This is a genomic window from Gimesia sp., assembly GCF_048260065.1.
Classification (GTDB): domain Bacteria; phylum Planctomycetota; class Planctomycetia; order Planctomycetales; family Planctomycetaceae; genus Gimesia.
Genome location: NZ_JBLXHC010000005.1, coordinates 451456 through 473057 on the forward strand (window position 1 = coordinate 451456; position 21602 = coordinate 473057).

12 protein-coding genes and 1 tRNA gene are annotated in these 21602 nt (G+C 51.4%); 10 read left to right on the forward strand and 3 right to left on the reverse strand.

Annotated elements, in window-relative coordinates:
* Positions 1-67 precede the first annotated feature (67 nt).
* Together proB and ACN0YN_RS12530 are read left to right on the forward strand one after the other, a co-directional pair.
* Positions 68-1213, forward strand: coding sequence for a glutamate 5-kinase (gene proB / locus ACN0YN_RS12525; protein ID WP_417385347.1), 1146 nt, complete (start codon positions 68-70; stop codon positions 1211-1213).
* A 114-nt stretch (positions 1214-1327) separates the two neighbouring features.
* Positions 1328-1870 (forward strand): hypothetical protein, encoded by a 543-nt coding sequence (locus tag ACN0YN_RS12530; protein WP_417385348.1) that lies wholly within the window; start codon positions 1328-1330, stop codon positions 1868-1870.
* Positions 1871-1948: 78 nt separating this feature from the next.
* On the opposite strand, the gene ACN0YN_RS12535 is transcribed toward ACN0YN_RS12530, so the two are convergent.
* Positions 1949-2980 (reverse strand): alpha/beta hydrolase fold domain-containing protein, encoded by a 1032-nt coding sequence (locus ACN0YN_RS12535; RefSeq protein ID WP_417385349.1) that lies wholly within the window; start codon positions 2978-2980, stop codon positions 1949-1951.
* A 305-nt stretch (positions 2981-3285) separates the two neighbouring features.
* Here ACN0YN_RS12535 and ACN0YN_RS12540 point away from each other — a divergent pair, with 305 nt between their 5' ends.
* The 6 genes from ACN0YN_RS12540 (at position 3286) to ACN0YN_RS12565 (ending at position 14154) form a co-directional block, all read left to right on the forward strand.
* Positions 3286-3981 carry a GntR family transcriptional regulator gene (locus ACN0YN_RS12540; RefSeq protein WP_417385350.1) on the forward strand — a complete coding sequence of 232 codons (696 nt, stop codon included), beginning with the start codon at positions 3286-3288 and terminating at the stop codon, positions 3979-3981.
* A 62-nt stretch (positions 3982-4043) separates the two neighbouring features.
* The gene (locus ACN0YN_RS12545) at positions 4044-6947 is read left to right on the forward strand and encodes a DUF1553 domain-containing protein (RefSeq protein WP_417385351.1); all 2904 of its coding nucleotides are present in this window, start codon (positions 4044-4046) and stop codon (positions 6945-6947) included.
* 13 nt (positions 6948-6960) lie between these two features.
* Entirely contained in the window at positions 6961-8454 is a 1494-nt protein-coding gene (locus ACN0YN_RS12550) for a DUF1501 domain-containing protein (protein WP_417385352.1), read from the forward strand.
* A 120-nt stretch (positions 8455-8574) separates the two neighbouring features.
* A tRNA-Pro gene (locus tag ACN0YN_RS12555) sits at positions 8575-8649 on the forward strand.
* 487 nt (positions 8650-9136) lie between these two features.
* The gene (locus ACN0YN_RS12560; RefSeq protein ID WP_417385353.1) at positions 9137-9973 is read left to right on the forward strand and encodes a ThuA domain-containing protein; all 837 of its coding nucleotides are present in this window, start codon (positions 9137-9139) and stop codon (positions 9971-9973) included.
* 647 nt (positions 9974-10620) lie between these two features.
* Positions 10621-14154: a heparinase II/III family protein gene (locus tag ACN0YN_RS12565; protein WP_417385354.1), complete on the forward strand. Its 3534-nt coding sequence runs from the start codon at positions 10621-10623 to the stop codon at positions 14152-14154.
* A 259-nt stretch (positions 14155-14413) separates the two neighbouring features.
* Here ACN0YN_RS12565 and ACN0YN_RS12570 read toward each other — a convergent pair whose 3' ends face one another.
* Both ACN0YN_RS12570 and ACN0YN_RS12575 read right to left on the reverse strand, forming a co-directional pair.
* The gene (locus tag ACN0YN_RS12570; RefSeq protein WP_417385355.1) at positions 14414-15790 is read right to left on the reverse strand and encodes a Gfo/Idh/MocA family protein; all 1377 of its coding nucleotides are present in this window, start codon (positions 15788-15790) and stop codon (positions 14414-14416) included.
* Positions 15791-16416: 626 nt separating this feature from the next.
* The gene (locus tag ACN0YN_RS12575) at positions 16417-16635 is read right to left on the reverse strand and encodes a hypothetical protein (RefSeq protein ID WP_417385356.1); all 219 of its coding nucleotides are present in this window, start codon (positions 16633-16635) and stop codon (positions 16417-16419) included.
* A 192-nt stretch (positions 16636-16827) separates the two neighbouring features.
* On the opposite strand from ACN0YN_RS12575, the gene ACN0YN_RS12580 reads away from it, so the two are divergent.
* Positions 16828-18495, forward strand: a complete 1668-nt coding sequence (locus ACN0YN_RS12580; RefSeq protein WP_417385357.1) for an NERD domain-containing protein — start codon at positions 16828-16830, stop codon at positions 18493-18495.
* 4 nt (positions 18496-18499) lie between these two features.
* The gene (locus ACN0YN_RS12585) at positions 18500-21370 is read left to right on the forward strand and encodes a hypothetical protein (protein ID WP_417385358.1); all 2871 of its coding nucleotides are present in this window, start codon (positions 18500-18502) and stop codon (positions 21368-21370) included.
* The last annotated feature ends 232 nt before the right edge of the window (positions 21371-21602 follow it).

Genomic DNA, 21602 nt, shown 5'->3' on the forward strand with positions numbered 1-21602 from the left:
GAAATAGGGACCCGGTGGGGAGTGCCTCTTTGAAATTTTTTTGTGATTCCCGGAAAAAGTGCGGACTGTGAGTCGAACCAGACGTGAAATCATCGAGTCAGCGGAAACGCTGGTGATTAAAATTGGAACAAACGTTCTCTCTTGCGCGGACGATACACTCAACCCTGAGCGGATTGAATCGCTGGCCGAGCAGATCCACCGCGTAAAGCAGACTGGTCGCAAAGTGGTTGTCGTCTCCAGTGGTGCCATTGGTGCAGGGATGGGGTTGTTAGGCTTAAAAGAGCGTCCCAAAGACCTCGGTCATCTGCAGGCATCCGCCGCCGTCGGTCAGGCACACCTGATTCGCCGCTACGATCGCTGTCTGCAGAAACATGGTTACCACGCGGCGCAACTGCTTGTGACAGCAAATGATTTCAAACATCGCACCCGTTACCTCAATGTACGTAATACCATACATACGCTGTTCGAATACGGGGCCGTCCCCATCGTCAATGAGAACGACACGGTCAGTATCAAAGAGATCAAGTTCGGCGATAACGACCATCTGGCTGCGATGGTGACCAGTCTGGTCAAGAAACCACTGCTCGTCATTCTGTCGATCGTCGATGGTTTATACGACGGCGATCCCAAATCTCCGGACAGCACTCGAATTTCACAGGTCCAGGACTGGACACCTGAGTTACTGGCTCTCGCCACCGATGACAGCAGTTCGCTGGGAACCGGGGGCATGAAATCCAAACTGCAGGCCGTCCATTCTGCAACTGCAGTCGGCGAAAATGTGATCATCGCTAACGGCACCCGGGAAGGGGTTCTGGATCAGATCCTCAACGGGGATGATGTGGGCACACTCTTTCTGGCACAGGGGGCCTCGGTTTCCGCCTGGAAACGCTGGATCGGATATACGATTCGCCCCAAAGGGAAATTTCATCTGGACGAAGGTGCTACCCGCGCCATTCGTGAGGGGGGAAAATCTCTGCTGGCGATCGGCATTCGTTCGATCGATGGTACCTTTGAGAGTGGCGAAGTCGTCACGCTGGTCAGTCCCACAGGAGAAGAGTTCGCGCGCGGGCTGAGTAATTACAATTCAAGTGATCTGGCAAAAATTGTGATGCGACGTTCGGATCAGATTGCCACCATTCTGGGAGCCGTCCCTTATTCCGAAGTGATTCATCGGGACAATCTGGCGGTTCTCGAAAATCATCCTGCACTCTAGACTGTATCTGAGATAACTGTAGTGTCTCCACTCCCATTGGGACTGAGTCGTTTTAGTACGTGAGACGCGAGATAAAAATGCGATGCACTCTAGCAACTGTGAGAGGTCTGTCTAATGTGGTTTACTGAAACCGCCATTCCGCCAATGGTCGTTTGCTCCGTGATTGCCGCGATCCTGTTTATCCAGTGGTATCAGCGGCGTCTGGGGAAATATCTGATTGGCTGTCTGTTTATGATTCTGTTGACAATCGGATTCTATGTGCTCGAACTGAGTATCGTGACCCCGCGCGAGCGTGTGGAAGACGACCTCTTCAGCCTGATTTCCGCTTTCCAGAAGAAAGAAGAGGAAACCACGCTGAGTTACATCAGCCCCCGGGCGAAACCGTTAAGAGACATGGTCAAGTTTGCTCTGGGAGTGATCACAGTAGAAGACGATCTCAGAATTACCGATGTTTCCACTGAACTGAAGGCGGAAGATTCGATCGCGACGATTCACTTTCGCGCCAATGGAACCGCCATGTATGCAGGGCTTTCCAGCAGGCAGCCGACACGCTGGGAACTGACCTGGCAGAAAATGGGGGGCGAATGGAAAGTCACTGAAGCCACCCGCCTGAACCCGATTACGGGCGAACGGTTAGCCCCGTTTGCGCCCCGCTGACTGGAGCGTCTCACAATGCTCAGGGTATCTCTGATGCGAAGATAGCCCTGGAGACGCTACTGTAGAACGGGACGCGGCCTAACTGGCTGCCGTAACTGCTTTGCGATAGGCCCCACCCGACGGTTTTGCTTTGGCAGGGGGATTCATCAGCACGCGATCAAAGAAAGCTTCCATCTCCGGATAGGTTTCACGGTAATATCTGGTGAAAACATCATGGTTTGCGTTGGGATAGCGCTGGTAGGTGATGTCTCCTGCACCCGCAGCTTTCAAGGCGGCGACAAAACTGTCTGCCTGTGATACATCCACAATCCGGTCTCCCGCTCCCTGAAACACCAGGAACGGAGGAGCGTTCTTACTGACATAGCTGATCGGTGAAGCCTGAATCGCCAGTTCCTCCAGACCGGTATCCTTTGAGTTAAGCAGCTTGAAAACGGTTCGCTGATTCCTGATTCCACCAGGCCAGTTCACAAAATCGGTCGGGATCGCGGAAACACAGACGGCATTGAGCAGGCTGGATTGATCCTGCCAGGGGCCATCACCTTCCAGCTTCTGGTTCTCATCCACCAGCCCCAGCAGGCTGACGAGATGTGCTCCCGCTGAATTTCCATACCCGCCAATGCGATTGGGGTCGACATTGTATCTATCCGCATGTGCCCGTAACCAGCGTACGGCACATTTCACATCCTGCAGGCAGGCCGGAAAGGGTTCTTCATCCGACAGACGGTAATTGACGCTGATGCAGACATAACCCAGTTTCGCGTATTCAACAGGACCGCTGCGGAAAATGCCACGGGCCTTGTCGCCGCTCGACCAGCCACCACCGTGCACGAAGATAATTGCCGGACGTGGTGTTTCACCCCGTTCTCGAGGCATCACCAGGTCCAGTTTCCAGGTGCAACTGCCACCGCGTCGATACTCGATGTCCTCCATGATCTTCAGATCTTTAGGCAGAGGGGCAATATTCGACAGAATCGGGATCTCTTTTTTCGGTTGCTGTTTCTCATTCTGAATCTGATTCTGGGCGGAGCTCTTTTGTGGCTCTGGAATCAGGTACATAACAAAACCCAGCAGAAACAGTCCCATCAAAATACGCGATACAAAACGTTGCATCACCAACCCTCAACTGGTTAGAGAATAAAGAAGCACTTGAATAGTCCAATTAACCCCTGTTGAACTGTCAGGTTTCCCCGATCTTTTACATTATTTGAAAATAATTCTGATCTCCTGAGGAAACCGTTGGCTCTTTTCCTGGTCAAAATCAGGGAAAGAACCATCCCGGGAGTCATCTGGCGACGTAACACAGTCAGGTGGAAATAAAAGAGAGGACTTGCATTATTGTATTGAATGCTGTTAGATTATATATAATCCTGCCTGAGACTCTAAATTCCCTGTTTAGATAGATTGAGCGAGCTGACATGGCGAGCGTTGTCACCCGACAGATTACCCACGGTTCCCGCAGACAGACGCTGGTACAGCAGGTACTCAGTAAGTTCTTTCAGGGGGAATATCAGCCCAATCAGCGCATGACGGTGCAGGCGCTGGCTCAGGAATGGGATGTCAGTGCCACCCCCGTCCGTGAAGCGCTGGTGGAACTCGAAGGCATCGGTATCGTGGAAATCTTTCCCAATCGCGGCGCAGTGCTCCGCAATTTCGGCGTGAAGGAACTGCACGAAATCTGTCAGGTCCGTCGCATCCTGGAAAGTGAAGCCACCCGCTGTGCCTGCGGGCATATCACACCCCACGAACTCGCACAACTGGAACAGACCTTCCGGGAACTGGCATCGGCAGAACGAACCGTCGAGTGGTCGGAAACAACACAGCAGTGGGACGACTACCTGCACGAACTCATCTATCGTACCTGTGGCAGTGAGCGGCTGGCTCTGGAAATCAACCGCTATCGGGTACTGCATCAGACGTTAAGGCAGGTCCGTCACAGCAAGCGACAGAATGTCAAAGATTTCGAACACATGGAAGAGAACACAGAGCACTTGCGCATCGTACAGGCTTTGATCAAGGGGAACCCCGACAAAGCCGCTAAAGCCATGCACGAGCATCTGCAGCAGACTCCCGTCTGGCTGGAACGCGATCTGTTTCAGCACCAGGAGTCTTAATCAGCAAACTACTTTTTTAATCTTTCCTCGGTGAACGACAGCAAATTTGAAGGACTGGCTCAGTGACTCAAACAACTCTCGCTCGACTTTGTCTGATTGCCCTGTTTTCGGCAGGTTGCAGTCTGCTGCTGATGGCGGCGGAATCAACGCCGGAATCAACACCCAAAGTTGATTTCGAAAAAGAGATCGCCCCGCTGTTCGTCGATCACTGTATTCGCTGTCACAACCCGGGCAATGAAAAAGGGGACCTCTCCCTGGCGACGCTGCAGTCGATCAAAGACGCAGGTTACCTCACGCCCAGCAAGCCAGAAGAGAGCTATCTGCTGGACGTGATTCACGTCAGCCCCGATTCCGGTAAAGCTGCGATGCCCAAAGAGGGCCCGCCTCTCGCGGAAGAAAAAATCGCGTTGCTCACCCGCTGGATCAAAGAAGGAGCCGCCTGGCCCGCAGGGCTCACACTTCAGGAAAAATCCAAAGCCGATCTCAGCTGGTGGTCTCTGCAACCCCTGGCAAACGCAACTCTCCCCGACAACAAAGACGCACCCGCGGATTGGCAGATCAGTCCCATCGACAAATTGATTTACGCGGGACTCAAAGAGAAAAATCTCAAGCCATCACCCCGCGCCACCAGACGCGAACTCATCAGACGCGCCACCTATAACCTGACAGGCCTGCCTCCCACACCGGAAGAGGTTGTCGCTTTCGAGAAAGATCAGTCACCCGACGCCTACGAGCGGCTCCTCGATCGACTTCTCGATTCTCCCCGTTACGGCGAACACTGGGGTCGCCACTGGCTGGATGTCGTTCGCTTCGGTGAAAGTAACGGCTTCGAACGGAACGTGATTATCGACAATGCCTGGCCATTCCGCGATTATGTCATTCGTTCTTTCAATGAAGACAAACCCTTCGATCAGATGGTCATCGAACATCTGGCCGGCGATGTGGTTGACAAAAACGATCCTGATGTTGTCGTGGGGACCACATTCCTTGTCTGCGGTCCTTATGACAATGTCGGCAATCAGGATCCGGTGCAGGCCGCCCAGATTCGCGCCAATACCATTGACGATATGATCCGCACGACGGGTGAAGCGTTCCTCGGTCTCACGGTCGGCTGCAGTCGCTGTCACAATCATAAATTTGATCCCATTAAGCAACAGGATTATTACAGTCTCTATGCCACGTTTGCCGGCGTCAGACATGGGAGCCGTGTGATTGCTGATCCCCGGGACCAGCAGGCTCAGGCCCAGAAACGTCAGCCACTGCAGAAAGAAAAAGGGGAGCTGCTCAAACAGAAACAGGAAATCGAAAACGCGATTCAGAAAAGGGCAGAACAGAAAGCCGCCGAATACGAAAAAGAATGGACCCGCGAACCAGCAAAGCGGACCGGCATTGAAGAGACGTTTTCACCCGTCACAGCCAGATTTGTGAAGCTCACTTCGCAGGGCCTCGATACAAATCCACGAACCACCACCGGATACCGCGTCGATGAGTTCGAAGTCTGGACTGCCGGCGACACTCCACACAATGTCGCACTCGCGAAGAACGGGGGCAAAGCCACGGGCGCGAACAGTCGCGTCGCCGGCGACTTCGCGGGGGCCTACGATGTCAGCCTGACCATCGACGGAAAAATCGGCGCCTGCTGGATTGCCGGGAGTCCCGATCTGACCATCGAACTGGCTGAGCCTCGCACCATTGATCGCATCGTTTTTTCCAGTGACCGCTCCGGTGCTGCCATGAGCAACTACAAAGCCACGTTTCTGGCGGAGTACAAACTCGAAGTCTCCACCGATGGGAAGACCTGGCAGGAAGTCGCTTCTTCGCGCAATCGTAAACCTGTCAGTACAGCACATCGCAGACAACGGTTCTATGATCTGGAAGTGACGGCAGAAGAGCGAAAACAGCTCAACGAATTCAACAAACAGATCAGAAGTGTGGACCAGCAGCTGGCTGCGATTCCCAATCCCCCCTCCTGGTGGGTTGGCACACACAGTCAGAACAATGGACCCTTCCACATTTTTGTCGGCGGTAATCCGCAGCGTAAAGGAGAACCCGTTGTTCCCGCCAGTATGACGACACTCAGTAAGGTGACGGAAGGCTATCAGCTCAAAGCAGACTCTCCACAGGGAGAACGCCGCCTGGAACTGGCCCGCTGGATCGTTTCCAAAGAAAATCCGCTCACCCCCCGTGTGCTCGCCAATCGACTCTGGTATTACCATTTCGGAACCGGCATCGTTTCGACGCCCAGCGACTTTGGCTACATGGGTACCAAACCCAGTCATCCCGAACTGCTCGACTGGCTCGCACTTCAGATCCAGAAGAACGGCTGGCGTCTGAAAGACATTCAGAAACAGATCATGCTTTCGGAAACGTATCAGCAGGCCAGTACCTACCGGGAAGAGGCAGCCCGCGTCGATTCCGATTCGCGCCTGCTCTGGCGGTTCCCGCCCCGTCGCCTGTCAGGAGAAGAGATTCGTGACACCCTGCTGTCCGTCACGGGAAAACTGAACCTCAAAATGGGCGGCCCCGGTTTTCGATTATATAAATATCTGCAGGACAACGTCGCCACGTATGTGCCCCTCGAAGAGTTCGGCCCGGAAACCTATCGCCGTGCCGTCTATCATCAGAATGCCCGCGCGGCCCGCGTCGATCTGTTAACCGATTTCGATTGCCCCGATAACGCGTTCGCCGCACCCCGGCGGAATACGACAACGACGCCTCTGCAGGCGCTGACATTGATGAACCATCAATTCACGCTTGATCTGGCGACGTTTCTAGCCGAACGTCTCCGGCAGGATGCCGGCGCGGAGAACGTCGATCAACAGATTGATCGCGCGTTTCAGTTACTTTACTCCCGTGCTCCTCGAGCAGAAGAACAACAGGCCGCCCGCACGCTTATCGCCGCCAGTGACCTGGAAGCCCTGTGTCGGGCCATGATTAATTCCAACGAACTGATTTATCTTGATTGAACTGGTGAACCACATGTTGAATCCGTTTGAACAATTAAAAACGCGACGCCTGTTGCAGCAGGTGCATTCCCGTCGTTCGTTTTTTTCCAGCGTCTATACCGGCATGGCTGGTCTTGGACTGACGAACCTGCTGCTCAACGATCTGTCCGCCGCGAATTCCAAATCTGGAAATTTAAAGCAGAACAAAGACTGGCAGCCCGGCGTCGATGAAACCCATTTCCCTGCGAAAGCCAAACGGGTTCTGCAGATTTTCTGTCCCGGGGCTGCCTCGCATATGGATTTGTGGGAACACAAATCCAGTCTCGATAAATATCACGGCAAGCCGCTGCCTGGTGAAGAAAATTTCGTCAGCTTTCAGGGAAAAAACGGGAACCTGATGAAAAGTCCCTGGGACTTCAAACCGCAGGGTGAGACCGGTAAGATGTGGACGTCCATTCTGCCTCACATGTCGCGTCACGTTGATGATATTGCCTTCATCCATTCGATGACTACCAAAACCAATACGCATGGCCCCGGTTGTGTGTTCATGAATACTGGCCACGATACCGAAGGTCATCCCAGTGCAGGGGCCTGGCTCGGTTATGCGTTAGGCAGCGAAAATGAAAACCTGCCTGCCTACATTGCGATCCCCGATATTCGCGGCGAACCCCCGAACGGGAAAGCCAACTGGAGCAACGGATATCTTCCCGCCCAGCATCAGGCGATTGTAATGAACGCACAGTCTCCCATTCGCAATCTGAAAATTCCCGAGGGGATCTCAGTGAAAGAAGAAAAGGCCACGCGCGAATTCTTAAAGTTCCTCGATCAGAAACACGCCGCACAGCGCCCCGGCAACTCCGATCTGCAGGCCCGTATCGAAGCGTATGAACTCGCGGCCCGTATGCAGCTCTCTGCGCCCGAGGTCTCGAATCTGGCTTCGGAACCCAAATCGATCCACGAACAGTATGGCACAGGCGATCCTAATAAACTGAAAGCCGCCTATGCACGAAACTGTCTGTTGGCGCGGCGGTTCCTGGAGCGGGGGGTACGCTATTTGAATCTGTACTGTTCTTCGCGGGCTTCCGGCGTGGATGGGCTATTGAACTGGGACGCCCACAAAACGCTCAAAGCAGACTATGAACGGCACTGTCCCATTTTCGATCAACCGACGGCGGCGCTGCTCACCGATTTAAAACAGCGCGGGCTGCTGGATGAGACGCTGGTTCTCTGGACGACCGAATTCGGCCGCATGCCCACGCATCAGTCGGGAACCCTCGGCCGCGATCACAATCCGGACGGCTTCACCTGCTGGATGATGGGGGCCGGCATCAAAGGGGGGACCAGCTATGGAGCGACCGATGAATTTGGCCGCCGGGCGGAGCTCAATCCCACGACCGTCTGGGATTTTTATGCGACGGCGTTGCATCTGCTCGGGTTCCAGCATGATCAGCTGACCTACTATAATAATGGCCTGGATCGCCGTCTGACCGACGTTCATGGAAATTTGATTAAAGAAATCCTCGCTTAATGCTGATGATGGTTTAAATATCTGCTTAATTCACTAGAGGTTACATATTTTCCTAAGAGAACACAGAGAACCATTGACGGCTTCTGCGTGTCTCTCTAAACTGTGCCTCTGTTGAAGTCGCGGGGCGTAGCTCAGCTTGGCTAGAGCGCTTGCTTTGGGAGCAAGAGGTCGCACGTTCGAATCGTGTCGCCCCGACTTTTAAACCCTTTCTGATACAGGGTTTATAGAAACGGAAAATGGTCCACTATCCACCAAATGATAGTGGTCCACTACGTGGTCCGTTATTCTGTAATTTTCTGTGTAAGATTATACCCTCTGAGACGCCCAAGATCGCTTCTCTAGCCCCTCGATCAAAAATATGGGCATTCTCTGGCATTCTGCCATTATATCGCTCCTGAGAGCCTCTCAGGAGGCACATTAGTGCCAAGGACCTCTGACACCAGAAAAGATTTGACTATTTAGGCACAGTTGGCGAATTCAAGGTACCTATTCAGCATAGACAGCGTTGTAGTTTTCAACGGGCTGACGCTACACTTTGATTTCAGCCCAGGCACTCAATGTTGAGCCGTTCTGATCTGGAAACAACGGGGCAACCTGTTTTCTGAAATAGTAGTCCAACCATTGAATACCCAGCTAGACGGTAGTCTTATTCACAGCCTGTCTCCACCACGAAAGACGTCCAATGCCAGCCCGATATGCAACCATCTCGATCAGTCACCACGGTCGACTTCTCGACCGATTCTGCTCGTTTTCGATCTACCTGCTTTTACTCATGATGATCAACACTATGGCTGCTCAACAGGCACCAGGAGCCGAGATCGTTTGTTTGACGGTGGATGATCCGAACAATTACGAAGCGGTCACGTTTCTCAATCGCTACGCGACGCAGGAGCTTCGGCCGGCTGGCCATAGTGTTACGATTCTGGAAGGCAATCAGCCGTTGCCAACAGATATTCCTGGGCTGCTCAAAGCGGTTCCACGGGCCGACCTGTTGATTGTATTTATACGACGGGCAACACCGCCAGCCGAACAGCTCGAAGCGATCAAAAAGCATCTCAATGCGGGTAAACCACTGCTGGGGATTCGAACGGCCAACCACGCTTTTTTGCCTCCAGGTAAGGATGCCAAACCTCCTGAAGGCGGAGCAGCCTGGCCGGAATTCACACCGGCTGTACTCGGCGGACAAAACACCGGCTATGAGACCCAGGGGTTGCCTTATCGGGTCACACGCCACCCAGATGCTCCCGCGAAAACGCCGTTCTTGAAAGGGATCGACCCGTCCAGCATCCGCGGTTACCAGTCGCTGTACCTGGTCTTGCCACTCGCCAAAGATGCTACCCCGCTGCTGCTTGGTAAAGCGGAGACGGATACGCCGGCCCAGCCGTTAGCCTGGTACCGTACCTACGGTCCCAAACAGGCTAAGGTCTTTTACACAAGCCTGGGCGCACCCGAGGATGTCAAACAGCCCGATGTGATTCGGCTCTACAACAATGCGATCACCTGGTTGCTGGCCGATTGACGGGGCTTTTTACACTGCCCCAAGACGACCACTCGGCAAACAACACCTTCGTCGAGGTAGGTCTCTGTCTGATGACGATTTCGAGAAATTCCAGAAACGCTCACCTGCTCCCTTGGGGCGATCTTTCTGCCGGTTTAGAGCCTCTCAAATCGACCAAAGCTAAACACGATCCATTAGCCCGTGCACGATTTCTACCAGTCTCTCCTCGACAATGGAATCGTCGAAAGTCGAGCCGCACTCTCTCTCCATCTCGGCCTCAGTCGTGCCCGCGTGACACAAGTTCTAAAGCGTCTTGAAAACGATGATGTTTAACTTAATGAAATGCTGAATCTTCAATGAAAGGCAACAACACTGACGGGATTCGTTCCAGGGTAGTCAAACACTGACACTGAAAGTTCCTGAGGTATTGTCGGAAGCGAACGGTTTTATACGTCTGTTCACACGCGAGCATCGGGAGACTTCGGTACAATAAATTCTCAATGCGGGCAAACAACTGCCCCACTATTTCGAACTACAATGACTCACAAGCAACACGAGATGTGTTGTACTCCCAATCACTGAATTGCCTCTCAAGAAGCTTGAGAGCATTCTGCACAGTACTCTACATTCCGGATTGTCACAGCGAATGTGAAGCACGAGGAATTGAGATGAACCAATACTGTCTTCCTTTACTGTGGCTGGTATTCGTTGCACATCAAGCAACCTACCTCTGGGGTGGCGAGCTGAAGTCTGATGCCCCCGTAGCTTCTGACCTGTTGCAAACGGACTCATCAGATCGGACTACTGTCAAGAAGAACTCCATCACAATTCGCTCAAATCGCAACGAGAGATTCAGTACGCAACTTCGAGACAACTATCCTCTACCTGCGGGTGAGGCACTGGAATTTTCTGCACAAGTAGACCCCATCAAGAACGATGACGGTTCAACAGCTGACCTCGATGCGGGGATGACTTTAGGGATACCATCCCCTGAAATCACCCCGGACCATATCGACTCTCCGGCAAACAAGGTCTGTCTTGAACTCAAAGAATTCGCCGACAGATACCGTTTCACCATCATCCTGGACGGTCAAACGATCTCTTTCTGGGGACGCCGACGTTCTGAACATGGAGTTCCGAACGTCGGCACTCGCCAAACCGGTCAATCGTACTTGCTAAAGATCGTCGCCATCCCTCGTGGGGATCAAACGGGGCTGCGGTTCTTTGTCGAACACGGTGACCGCCCCCTTCGACTGTTCAAATATGATGATCTTAAAGCCCGAACGGAATATGGCGAGTTCGTGACCGAGTGGAGGATCAATCGTTCTCTCTCCGAATATAACTACCTTGGTCTCTACACTCGCGAAAGCGGACGAGCACAACAACCAGTCGAGACGACTTTTTCAGATATCAAAGTACGCACCCTCTCAATAGCGGAAGCCGAGAAATGGATGGCCGCCGAAGAGTTCGTTATGGCGAACCTGAATTACGATCATCCCACAATGACAGGAGTCAAAGCGGCACGAGATGCCGGTGACATGGAAAAAGCTAAAGCACTTCTTATTGACTATTTCCGCACGCGTCAAAGTCCAACCGGTCCCGAATACGACCACGAAATGGCTCGGGCAACCGCCCACGGGAAAGAGGCCAATTGGCGAGAGGTTTCCGACAACGCCATCAATGGGATCTATGCAAAACTCAGTTGGTTCCACGGGTTCAGCAACCCAGGTGAACTGAGCCGTGACAACGGACTGCCCCGCTGGGAACGTGATCCCGGGTTTCTGAATAGGCACTATCATTGGGTCGTGATGACTCATGCCTGGGAACGTACTCGGGAAGAAAAATATGCTAAGCGACTGGCTGATGAAGTGATTGACTATGTCCAACAGGAACCGACTGTCTGGTACAACAATCCCAATCTGGGAGGGCAACTCGATGTCATCGATGGTTCGGTCATCAATGAGCACATGCTCTGGACGGGCAACGTCGGTCGACGTCTCGAACTCACATGGTGGCAGACTTTCGAAGTCATGAGGAAAACTGAAGCGTTCTCTGATGAAGCGATCTTCCATTATCTCGACGGCGTCATTCGACAGTGCCGCCTTCTGACAAACCCGACGATCTTTCAAGAGTGGGACGATTCAGGGTTTCATGGTGCAATGGCACTCACGAAAAGCGGAATGCTCTTTGAAATGTGTGATGAAGCTCCGTTGTGGAGCCGCGTTGGCTGGGAACGCATCAATAAGGTGATGGATGTCCAATTTCATCCCGACGGTAGTCACGTCAGTCTCTCTTCTGGCTACGCCTGGGCAACAATCAAAGGGCTTGAAGAATTCTATCTCTATATCAAAAAGTCGGGGGGAACCGTTCCTGATAAGATGGAGCAACTCATTGAAAAGATGTATTACCACCCATTGGCTCTCTCTCGTCCGGACTTTGGAAATATCGACCTGAACGATGGTGGATGGAGTCCGATCACTCATCTAGCAAACGAGGCCTACCAGATCTTTTCGAAGCGTCAGGATTATCAGTTCTTCGCTACAGTCGGAAAAGAAGGGAAGCCCCCAAAGACGCCTTCAATGTACTTTCCGAATGCCGGACAATATGTGTTCCGCACAGGCTGGGGACCAGACGAGAAGTATCTTTTCTTTGGGGCGGGACCGTGGGGAGCAAGTCATGGTAAAATGGATGCGTTGAATATCTACGCAGCCTATGGTCCACACTTACTCATCCAGAACGCGGGACGGGGTGCCTACAGCGGTGTGGGAAATACGGTCCATGCAGGCAAGTCTTTGTCATTCAATGTCCTCTCACCTGATTGGGCACAAGAGAATAGTGTCCCTCATTGGAAACACGAAAAAGCGATTGGATTCAACCCGCCGAAACGACGCTTTAGAAACGATCAGCACTTTGGATACGGGGAAGGCTCATTCACCTACGGATGGCACAAACCCGGTATGCACTATCAAGGAAAGTGGGTTCGACAGATTATCTTCGTGAAGGGAAACACCCCTAAGCTCACCGGATATTACGTCGTGATCGATACTGTTGAACCGGCAGACAACCGTCCCACAACGTGGCGTCACCCGTGGCAACTTGCAGCAGCGAATCCTGAAGTGATTCAGACGGACAATAGTTTCATAGCCGCCGGTGGGGGAGTTGCGTTGCAGGTTATACCTGTCGACCCCGACAACAACATGTCAGTCGGCATTGTCCGAGGGCAGGAGCAGCCCGAACTACTGGGGTGGCGAGTTTATGGTGAAACAGCAAACCCGTGGAATGTTCCGACATACGAGTGGAAGTCGGACAACACTTACACGAAGGCCTGGGTCATCCAGATGCAAGCTCATAAAGACGACTGGCCTGTCCAGTCTGTCGACGCGATTTCGTCAGCGAACCCTGGAGAAATCAAGTTTGACGTCAAACGTAACGATGGAGGGACTGACACGATCTTTCGTCGTATGCCGGGCAATGGACTAAAACCATTCGAAGGAGCAGAGATCTCGGGGGATGTTGCCGTACTCTCACACGATCAAGAAGGCCACGAATATGCCCGATTGGAAATCAGTGATGGAGGCGAATCAGTCGCAGCTCCCCGAGGGGTATCCGTCGCTCAGTATCAACTCAATATCTCCGAACGCTTTGCTGAACAACAAACCAGCCGTCTCGGTGACTTTTCAATTCAACTCGACAATGCAAGTTTTGAGCAGCCTGAGATCGAAGAGCCATCTGGAACCATCAAGGGCTGGGATTCCAATTCTCTCAACGGCACCGGAGTATGGCCTGCCGAACAAACTGGATCAAAGGGAGATTCGGACGGAAAGCAAGTGGTGACAATTCACCAAGGGGGATTCATTGGTCAAAAATTAAAAGATGAACGTGAACAACCAATTGCCATTGCTCCCGGCAAAACAATCCGCATCCACTTTCACAACGTCCCCCAAAAAGATCACGGTCCGGTCAACATGGGAATTTACCTCCAGGCAGGCGAAAGCACAGCCCCACAAGTGGCGAAGGCTTACTCGTTCTCAGACGACGAGAATAAGCTCGGAACTCGGTCTATCGAATTCACAATCAGCTCAGAGGAAACCATCTCGACATACCTGCCATCGGGTTGGGAGAATATCCCTTTGTATCTCAAGTTTCACAACTACTCTGGTCGGGTCGTGATGGATGATGTAAGGGTAGAGGTGGTGAAGTAATTGGGATCGACCGTGTAGTTGCACAGCAAAACGATCAATTTGTTATACGGCTACATTTCGGGAACACAATTCCCCAGGTAGGACTCGAAGGTGGGCATGTTACATCCTCGTCCTCCTCAATTAGTCCGGAATCCTGATTAGTATATCAAGTTCTTGATGTGTTTAGGGGCCAAGGTCAATAACTTTTTGCTAACCACGTAATACACGAACCCACAAATATTTCTGATCGACAAACTCAGTTGAGCGTGAAGTCCCCGTTTCAGATTTGCCAGGGCGCGCGATAGGGGCGTTGCAGCATCTGATTGGCTTCGTCATCACTGATGAACTGTTCTTTCTCCGGGTCCCACTTTAGTTTTCGTTTCAGCCGCATGGCAATGTTACCCAGGTGGCAAATGCTGGCGGTAGAATGTCCGGCCTCAACGGGTTCGATGGGATCTTTCCGCGACTTGACGGAGTCAATGAAGTTCTGGTAATGATTCTCGCTGACGGGCAGGTGAATCTCATCGGCTGCGATCATCGAATTCTTGATGGCATCTGAGGATGCTTCTACCTCGCGCATATTGTTGACACTGAATTGAACCCAGCCTTCGGTGCCCTCGATGCGGGCTCCAAACCCAGGTTCCTGTGTACGACAGATAAACTCGATACCGTTCGCGTAGCGTGCGCGGAAGTCGGTTTTCATCGCGGTGGTGTATAGATGCCCCTTGGGCGGCCAAACGACCCCTGGTTGGTTCTCGAATTCCACCGGGCCAGTGCCATCCATGTCCAGCGCCCACTGGATGATATCGGTTGAATGCGCACCGGTGTTGGTGACCTGTCCCCCTGAATAATCGAGATGGAAACGGAAACGGTAGAAGCAGCGATCGCTGTGATAGGGGGCCATCGGTGCGGGGCCTAACCACATGTTATAATCAAATCCAGCGGGTATCGGCATTTCTTGCCAACCTGGACCCGGTCCTGCATCGCTGCCATTAATAATAGAAACCACGCGTTTGACTTCGCCGATTCGACCATTGCGCACCAATTCACACATGCGTCGCACTACTTTATTCGAGCGATACTGAGAGCCGGTCTGTAAAATACGATTGTGCTTGCGAACCGCTTTGATCATCTGCTGACCATCATGAACGGTGAGTGACATGGGTTTCTGGCAATAGACATCTTTGCCAGCTTCACAGGCTTTGACAGTCGCCAAGGCATGCCAATGATCGGGCAAAGTGATCATGACGGCATCGATGTCTTCGCGTGCCAGAACATCGCGAAAGTCACTGTAAGCATCACATCCCTGGTACTTTCCCGAACGCACCTTTTGGGCATAGTACTCATTCACTTTTATCTGAGCGGGCTCGCGTCCCAGGAAATGTTCTTTACGAGCATAGCCACCACTGGCTTTGTTGACGTCACAGACGGCAACCACCTGAGCATCAGCGAGCCGTAGCATACCGGGCAAGTCGGCACGACTTTGACTTCCACAACCAATCTGGGCAATGTTGATGCGGTTACTGGGGGCATTCGCACCAAAGACAGAACTGGGAACGATGGTCGGCACCATAAAAGCAGTACTGGCGGTTGCAATGAAGTCACGTCGCGTCAGCTTGCTGCTCTTATTCTCAGGGGGGAGATTTTTATTTTGCATATCGGATTACTCTCATAGAGATTGAGTATGGAGCCGGTCAAAAATTGGTCTCTATAATAAATCTGTGGCTATTTTCACCATATCATTTCAGGTATTGTTAACTATATCAAAAGTTAGACTTTGCCGACTTTTTTATCCAAGATTCCCCATATGGATTAAGCCTGGAACTGATTCAGACTGGCAAACTTCTCGATAATAATAACAATACCTCCCGATGAACCACACTTCAGTCAACATGGCAGATCTACACTACAACCTGGTCGCGCAGGACCTGCTCAATGAGGCAGTACTGTGGTTCGAGGATGAGCTTCGTATAAAAGACGTTTTTAAAGCTTAGGATCACCCGGTTAAATAGAACTTTTAAAAAGTACTTTTGGAATCATCCCAAAAGCTACTGGTTTTCAGGTTTCAGTTGCTTAATGAAGCCTGCGATCCCGAAGTGGTCGGACAATCTGACACCCTCTATGGTCTCCCGGTCTAATTACGGTCAGGTCAAGTAACTACAGGTCGGGTGTAGTTACAATGTGGTCAATCACCTGCGCTCCCTCTGGTCCCAGATTACCTGCGGTGTGGACTCTCAGACCGGAAGAAAGGACATTGTTCAGTTTTTCATAGGCATATCTTGGCTATCTTGATCGGGGCAGACGCTGGTTGTAATCCCCAATGATCGCCAGGGGAATATTATGATCTAATTCCGTCACCAACTGCTTTAATGCGTCCAGGTAGAGTAGATGGTCTTCCCAGTTTTTACGGTCTTTGCGTCTGTCAAGCAGATCAGATCTGGTTGTTGATGTTGGATCAGTTCGGAAAGCAGTAGTCCCCGTTTCGTACCAGGGACTGCCCATTGGGTATCCGTTACATCTATCCGTAGGAACTAAATAGTAACGGCTTGATAGGTAAGCACGTCTAAATGTTTCTTGATGGGTTTAAGTGATCAGGTTTGCGATTTATGTACACCTTCTGTACGATGTATTTGAGAAACCGCAATAGCATTAGCTACGGGGGGATTAAGTAATGACCGCAACTCGGAGTAACACATGGCCCCATCATGCAAAATCTACCCTGAGGTACTTCCCCAGCAGGTTCGGAGGAACCCAAAGCTGTCATCCGAAGTACTAATCTACGATCTGTTGAAAGAGCACCTTGGATTCGGTTGGACGGTCTTTTACGACGTCGCGTGGCTGGGGCTAACTCGCCCTGACCAGGGGCCCCGCGACGGACAGATTGATTTCATTGTCGCACACCCGAAGAAGGGGGTTTTGCTCATCGAAGTGAAAGGTGGTCGAATTCGATTTGATGGCCCTTTACAGCAATGGATCAGTAAGGACCGCCATGGCGAAGATCACGACATTCATCCTTTCGCGCAGGTGAGACGCAGCAAGCATGGGATGTTGGAGAAGCTAAGATCATTACCATCGCTACGAGGTAAGTGGATTCAACTTTCGCATTCTGTGTGTTTTCCCAGCTGTGCACGACCTCATCACGCAGTGACCCCCGAGTCCCTTCCTGAAATTATCATCGGCTCAGACGATCTCACTCAGCTTCAAAATCGAATCGAGGAGATTTTACAATTCAGCCACGGTCAGGACGGGCAATCGTTCGAGCATGGCGAACTGATTGTATCAGAGCTCGATCGTTTGATCGCGAGAAGTGTTGAATTACCCAATCCACTTGCAGTTCAGTCTGCTGATGAGCATCTGCAAATGATTCGACTGACTGAATCACAGATGATGATCCTATCGCTCTTGAAGAAGGTGCGGCGAGCAGCAATCGGAGGCGCGGCTGGATCTGGCAAGACATTTCTAGCCGTCGAGAAAGCTCGTCGCCTCGCAATGGAGGGATTCGACACGCTGCTTGCGTGTTATACGGAGCCTTTAGCGATCTTTCTGAAAAATCTGGTAAGGGATACACAAAATCTCGATGTGCTCACTGTGGATGAACTCGCTGAACGGAAGACGGGGGGAGTGGGTAGCGATCCTCTTGCACTTTTTGACGCCATCGGTGAGTCACTTGAGCGACCGTACGACGCCATCGTTGTAGATGAGGGGCAAGATCTAAACTCAGACTGGTGGCTCGCGTTGGAAAGCTGTCTTCGTGAAGGGAAAGATAGCGTTTTCTACGTCTTTCACGATACGCATCAAACTCTATTCTCTGGTGGCGGTGTGCTACCTGATGGAATGACTGAATATCCACTCGAGGAAAACGTCCGAAATACACAAGCAATCTGTGAGACGTTGCATGAACATTATCGTGGTGATGTTCCTATCACTGCTAGAGGTCCAGCCGGTCGCAATGTGGAAAGTTTTTCATGTTCGTCAGAACATGAACTACAACAATTATTAGGAAAGACGATAAATCGTTTACTAAACGTGGAGCGACTTCGTCCGAAAGACTTGGTGGTGTTGACACCTCGACGTATTGACCAATCAGCCCTTACTCGGATCAAGTTGTCAGGGAATCTGCAACTTGTTGTCGGGGAGCCGGAGCCAAAGTCTCGCGAGATTCAATTCGCAAGCATTGACCAATTCAAGGGACTGGAACGTGGAGCTGTAATTGTTGTGGAGCTTGATGATACAATGCCGGGCGACGAGGACCATTGGCATGCACTCTGTTACGTCGCGTTTTCTCGTCCCCGCCATCACCTTATTTTGATGGGCAGTGAAGATGTGCTGGCAAGCCTGGCACATACCATAAAGGTAAAATAGAGCAATGCCACAAACCACAAAAAGCGTTGATACGATCTCTCGTCTGGTCGAAGATATGCAATCGCGTTTGCCAAGCGAACCTCCGCGATCTCTTTGTGAGCTTCGACTCAGCAAAAGCGAATACGACAATCTTTGTTTGTGGGCAAAGGAACGGCTTACACGTAGCATGATTCGCCTCTCCGGGTGGAGAGCAGGTGCAATTATTCTCATTTTGATCACCGAAGTCGCAAGGAGAGAGGCGATTGGTCACCGCTTATGGCCCATCGTTGCTGAAAAGTTTTCGGATGATGTGCGACGACTCCTGTTTCCCAATAATCACCCTAGCGCAGACTTGAAGCAGTGGATTCAACAGGCAGTTCGGCATCTTAACCTAAGGCACGTATTCGACGACGACGAAAAGCAAGGATGGTACATTACAACTCACCTTCAATTTGGTATTGCAGCACATGGATTTCGGGCACGTTTGCCTGAATGGTTATGCGGGCAGTATACTCCAGATTCGGTCAGACGGCTTCTGATTGGTGATCTTGCCAGCGAGTCATTTCAAGACCTTTGGCAAGCACTTCGATTTTATCGACGAGATTGGATTGCGGAGGAAGAACTACGATTAATTATCGAGAAAAGTCCATGGGTTCTGGCAGAATGGCAAGACGATCTTGTGCGACTCGCACGAGAAAAGTTGCATCTGATTGACTTTGAGGAGGGAAGTGAAAGCGATGAGCTTCCAACGCCTGATCTTGTTCAGGATGTGGAAGTGGAGTGGGAGTATGATGTCGGCCCCAAATTCAAGTGTAAACTCGCAGATCTCGAGCAGTTGGAGTTGATTGCGCCACACTATCATCTCATGGTCGATGAGACAGCACTATTGTCTCTGTTCAGACAGCATGATGGTACGTATCGTGCTGATTCCAATCAAGTTGAGTTCTCTGCATCTGTCCCATTGGTTTACCTCAATCTTATTGATCCAGTTGGCGAGGTCCATCATTCGCAGCTGGTCCACTTATGGGACTCGTCAGCAGACGTAAATGTGTTCAATTTGTCTAGCGGCAAGAAGGTTGATTCTGAGTGCGATCAGATGTCTGAGTCTAGAAGCTACTTTTTCATTCTTCAGCCCGATCTGCGATTAGAACCAAGTTCAGATACTTGGGTTCGTCTTACCGGATCATCCCCACGGATCGCAGTACTGTTGGACAAGAACTGGGATTCCTCCTCCACCCGGGTTGTAATGTCTGATGGAACCGTGCTCTGGTCTCCCCAAGTTCGTACTGCCCCGCTTCGCCAAGCCGAGCCGCAGCAACTTCAACATGTATCTGTGCAGCCGGTAAACCACACTGACACGATTTCGATCGGAGATTCCGTGACAACCGTCATTAAGGGGGTGCCGGAAGGATTTCATGTTGCCTATGTCCGCTACTGCGGAAGACCACTGACTTTTGACCCGCATACGAACGAGCTATCCAAGTTGATCATTGCTCCAGAAGACGCCAACGCTGGCCTAGTTTTCAGTATAGGTGTTTGCCGCCTTGGTGTACGCAATGGCGAAATTACTCACCTACGTCGTTCTCTCGATGCAGTTGTTGTTGGAACTGCGCGTGTGAGCGAAGCTGGCTGGGAGGCAATTCAATCGCGATCAGTCATTACGTCTCGTGAGTGCCGGGAGAGTTCATTTCGAGTGTATTTGCCAAATAAATCTGACATTACGAAGGTTGCTTTGATGGAGGGACCACGACTACTGAAATGGCTTGGGCAACGAGCAGCACCCCTGGGCCGAGTTCATGGAATTGGCGCTCCCTTAGTTGTCCGTAGTCAACCATACAACTGCGATTCTGAGCTTCTTACGATTGCTCGAGGGTGTACGAACGGTGGCATAATCAAAGGAGTCGAGTTTGAACATGACGGAGCTGAATCGCTTCAGATCCAGTTGACTCGTCCACTTGAACTCTCAACAGAACACTGTGTCATCGCGTGGCCTTGTGGAGATCATAACGAACCGCTGATGATCGACCCGCAGAACATCACTTCAAGTGATAGTCGACGAACATGGTCGGTTGTTTCGTCACCCTGTGGTGTTGGGAAAAAGTCGATTGTTGCGATCAGTTTCAAGGGTAGGTGGTTAGGAAGTGCGACTGCTGACGACCCTTTAAACCTTTTGCATTCGCTAGCTGACTTCTCGCAAAATAAACACCTCGTAGCATCTCTTGTACGATGGTTTCGACTTCCAATCCTTCTTAGTGATCAAGGCCGAGATGTTCCAACATTTGCCAATTTTGCTCATAAGTGTCCCGATGCGGTGCTAACTGCGTGGATCAGCGCAGAAGGTCTTCCTCATTCACTCAAACACGATGAAGGATTTGACCGTCATCAAGTTGAATCGGTGCAGTTGCGAGATCTTTATCTGGGATGGATACCTGATTCGAATCAAGTTTCGCAGATCATCGAAGCACTTGGGACAAATGAGCAAGACCCGCTTGGAGATGTTGTGATCAAGCTGCTTCTTGAACTGCCGTTGGTTACTGGACATATCATGAAACATTGGTTGGCAGATGTAGGTCCGCCTCAAAACATGCCACTGAAATTCTATTTGGACAAAGTCCTCCGACCACAGTTTGGGCAAAAACTTAACAAGAGTGGAAAATCAAACAGGATGCAAGATTCCGATCCACTCTCGCGTGCAGCGTCAAATATGAATGTCGGGCCAAATGCGAGTGCGGACGAGTTCTTTGTGAAGAATGCAATCGCAGATCCCGCAATCTCCACTTTGTCAGGTCATACACTTACAGGAATTGAGAAAAGCAACCTGGCCGTCGCAATGCAACTCGCACCATTCAGGCAGTACCTTGCTTCGCGAGTGCTGGACGAAATAGAAAAAGGGTAGGAAAGTATGGAGTCGACAACACAGACAGCGGCACAATTAGACGCACTGCGGGTGGCCGAGGCCCTGAGCCAGCGTCTCGTAAATTTCTCAACTGATGACCGTTTTGCACGTGATTCAAGACTCAACGAGATTTGTCGTCAAATCTGGTCCGGTGATGCAGCAGAAGGCGGTATCCTAAGTGATCTCTGGGTGGAAGGGGCCTTTCCTGCCCGAAGATCAGATGCGAGCCTAG

What these genes read in the sequence shown, in the direction of transcription:
- ACN0YN_RS12530 (WP_417385348.1), top strand. Translation starts at nt 1,328, where the DNA reads ATGTGGTTTACTGAAACCGCCATTCCGCCAATGGTCGTTTGCTCCGTG.
- ACN0YN_RS12535 (WP_417385349.1), bottom strand. Translation starts at nt 2,980, where the DNA reads ATGCAACGTTTTGTATCGCGTATTTTGATGGGACTGTTTCTGCTGGGT.
- ACN0YN_RS12540 (WP_417385350.1), top strand. Translation starts at nt 3,286, where the DNA reads ATGGCGAGCGTTGTCACCCGACAGATTACCCACGGTTCCCGCAGACAG.
- ACN0YN_RS12550 (WP_417385352.1), top strand. Translation starts at nt 6,961, where the DNA reads ATGTTGAATCCGTTTGAACAATTAAAAACGCGACGCCTGTTGCAGCAG.
- ACN0YN_RS12560 (WP_417385353.1), top strand. Translation starts at nt 9,137, where the DNA reads ATGCCAGCCCGATATGCAACCATCTCGATCAGTCACCACGGTCGACTT.
- ACN0YN_RS12565 (WP_417385354.1), top strand. Translation starts at nt 10,621, where the DNA reads ATGAACCAATACTGTCTTCCTTTACTGTGGCTGGTATTCGTTGCACAT.
- ACN0YN_RS12570 (WP_417385355.1), bottom strand. Translation starts at nt 15,790, where the DNA reads ATGCAAAATAAAAATCTCCCCCCTGAGAATAAGAGCAGCAAGCTGACG.
- ACN0YN_RS12575 (WP_417385356.1), bottom strand. Translation starts at nt 16,635, where the DNA reads ATGGGCAGTCCCTGGTACGAAACGGGGACTACTGCTTTCCGAACTGAT.
- ACN0YN_RS12580 (WP_417385357.1), top strand. Translation starts at nt 16,828, where the DNA reads ATGGCCCCATCATGCAAAATCTACCCTGAGGTACTTCCCCAGCAGGTT.
- ACN0YN_RS12585 (WP_417385358.1), top strand. Translation starts at nt 18,500, where the DNA reads ATGCCACAAACCACAAAAAGCGTTGATACGATCTCTCGTCTGGTCGAA.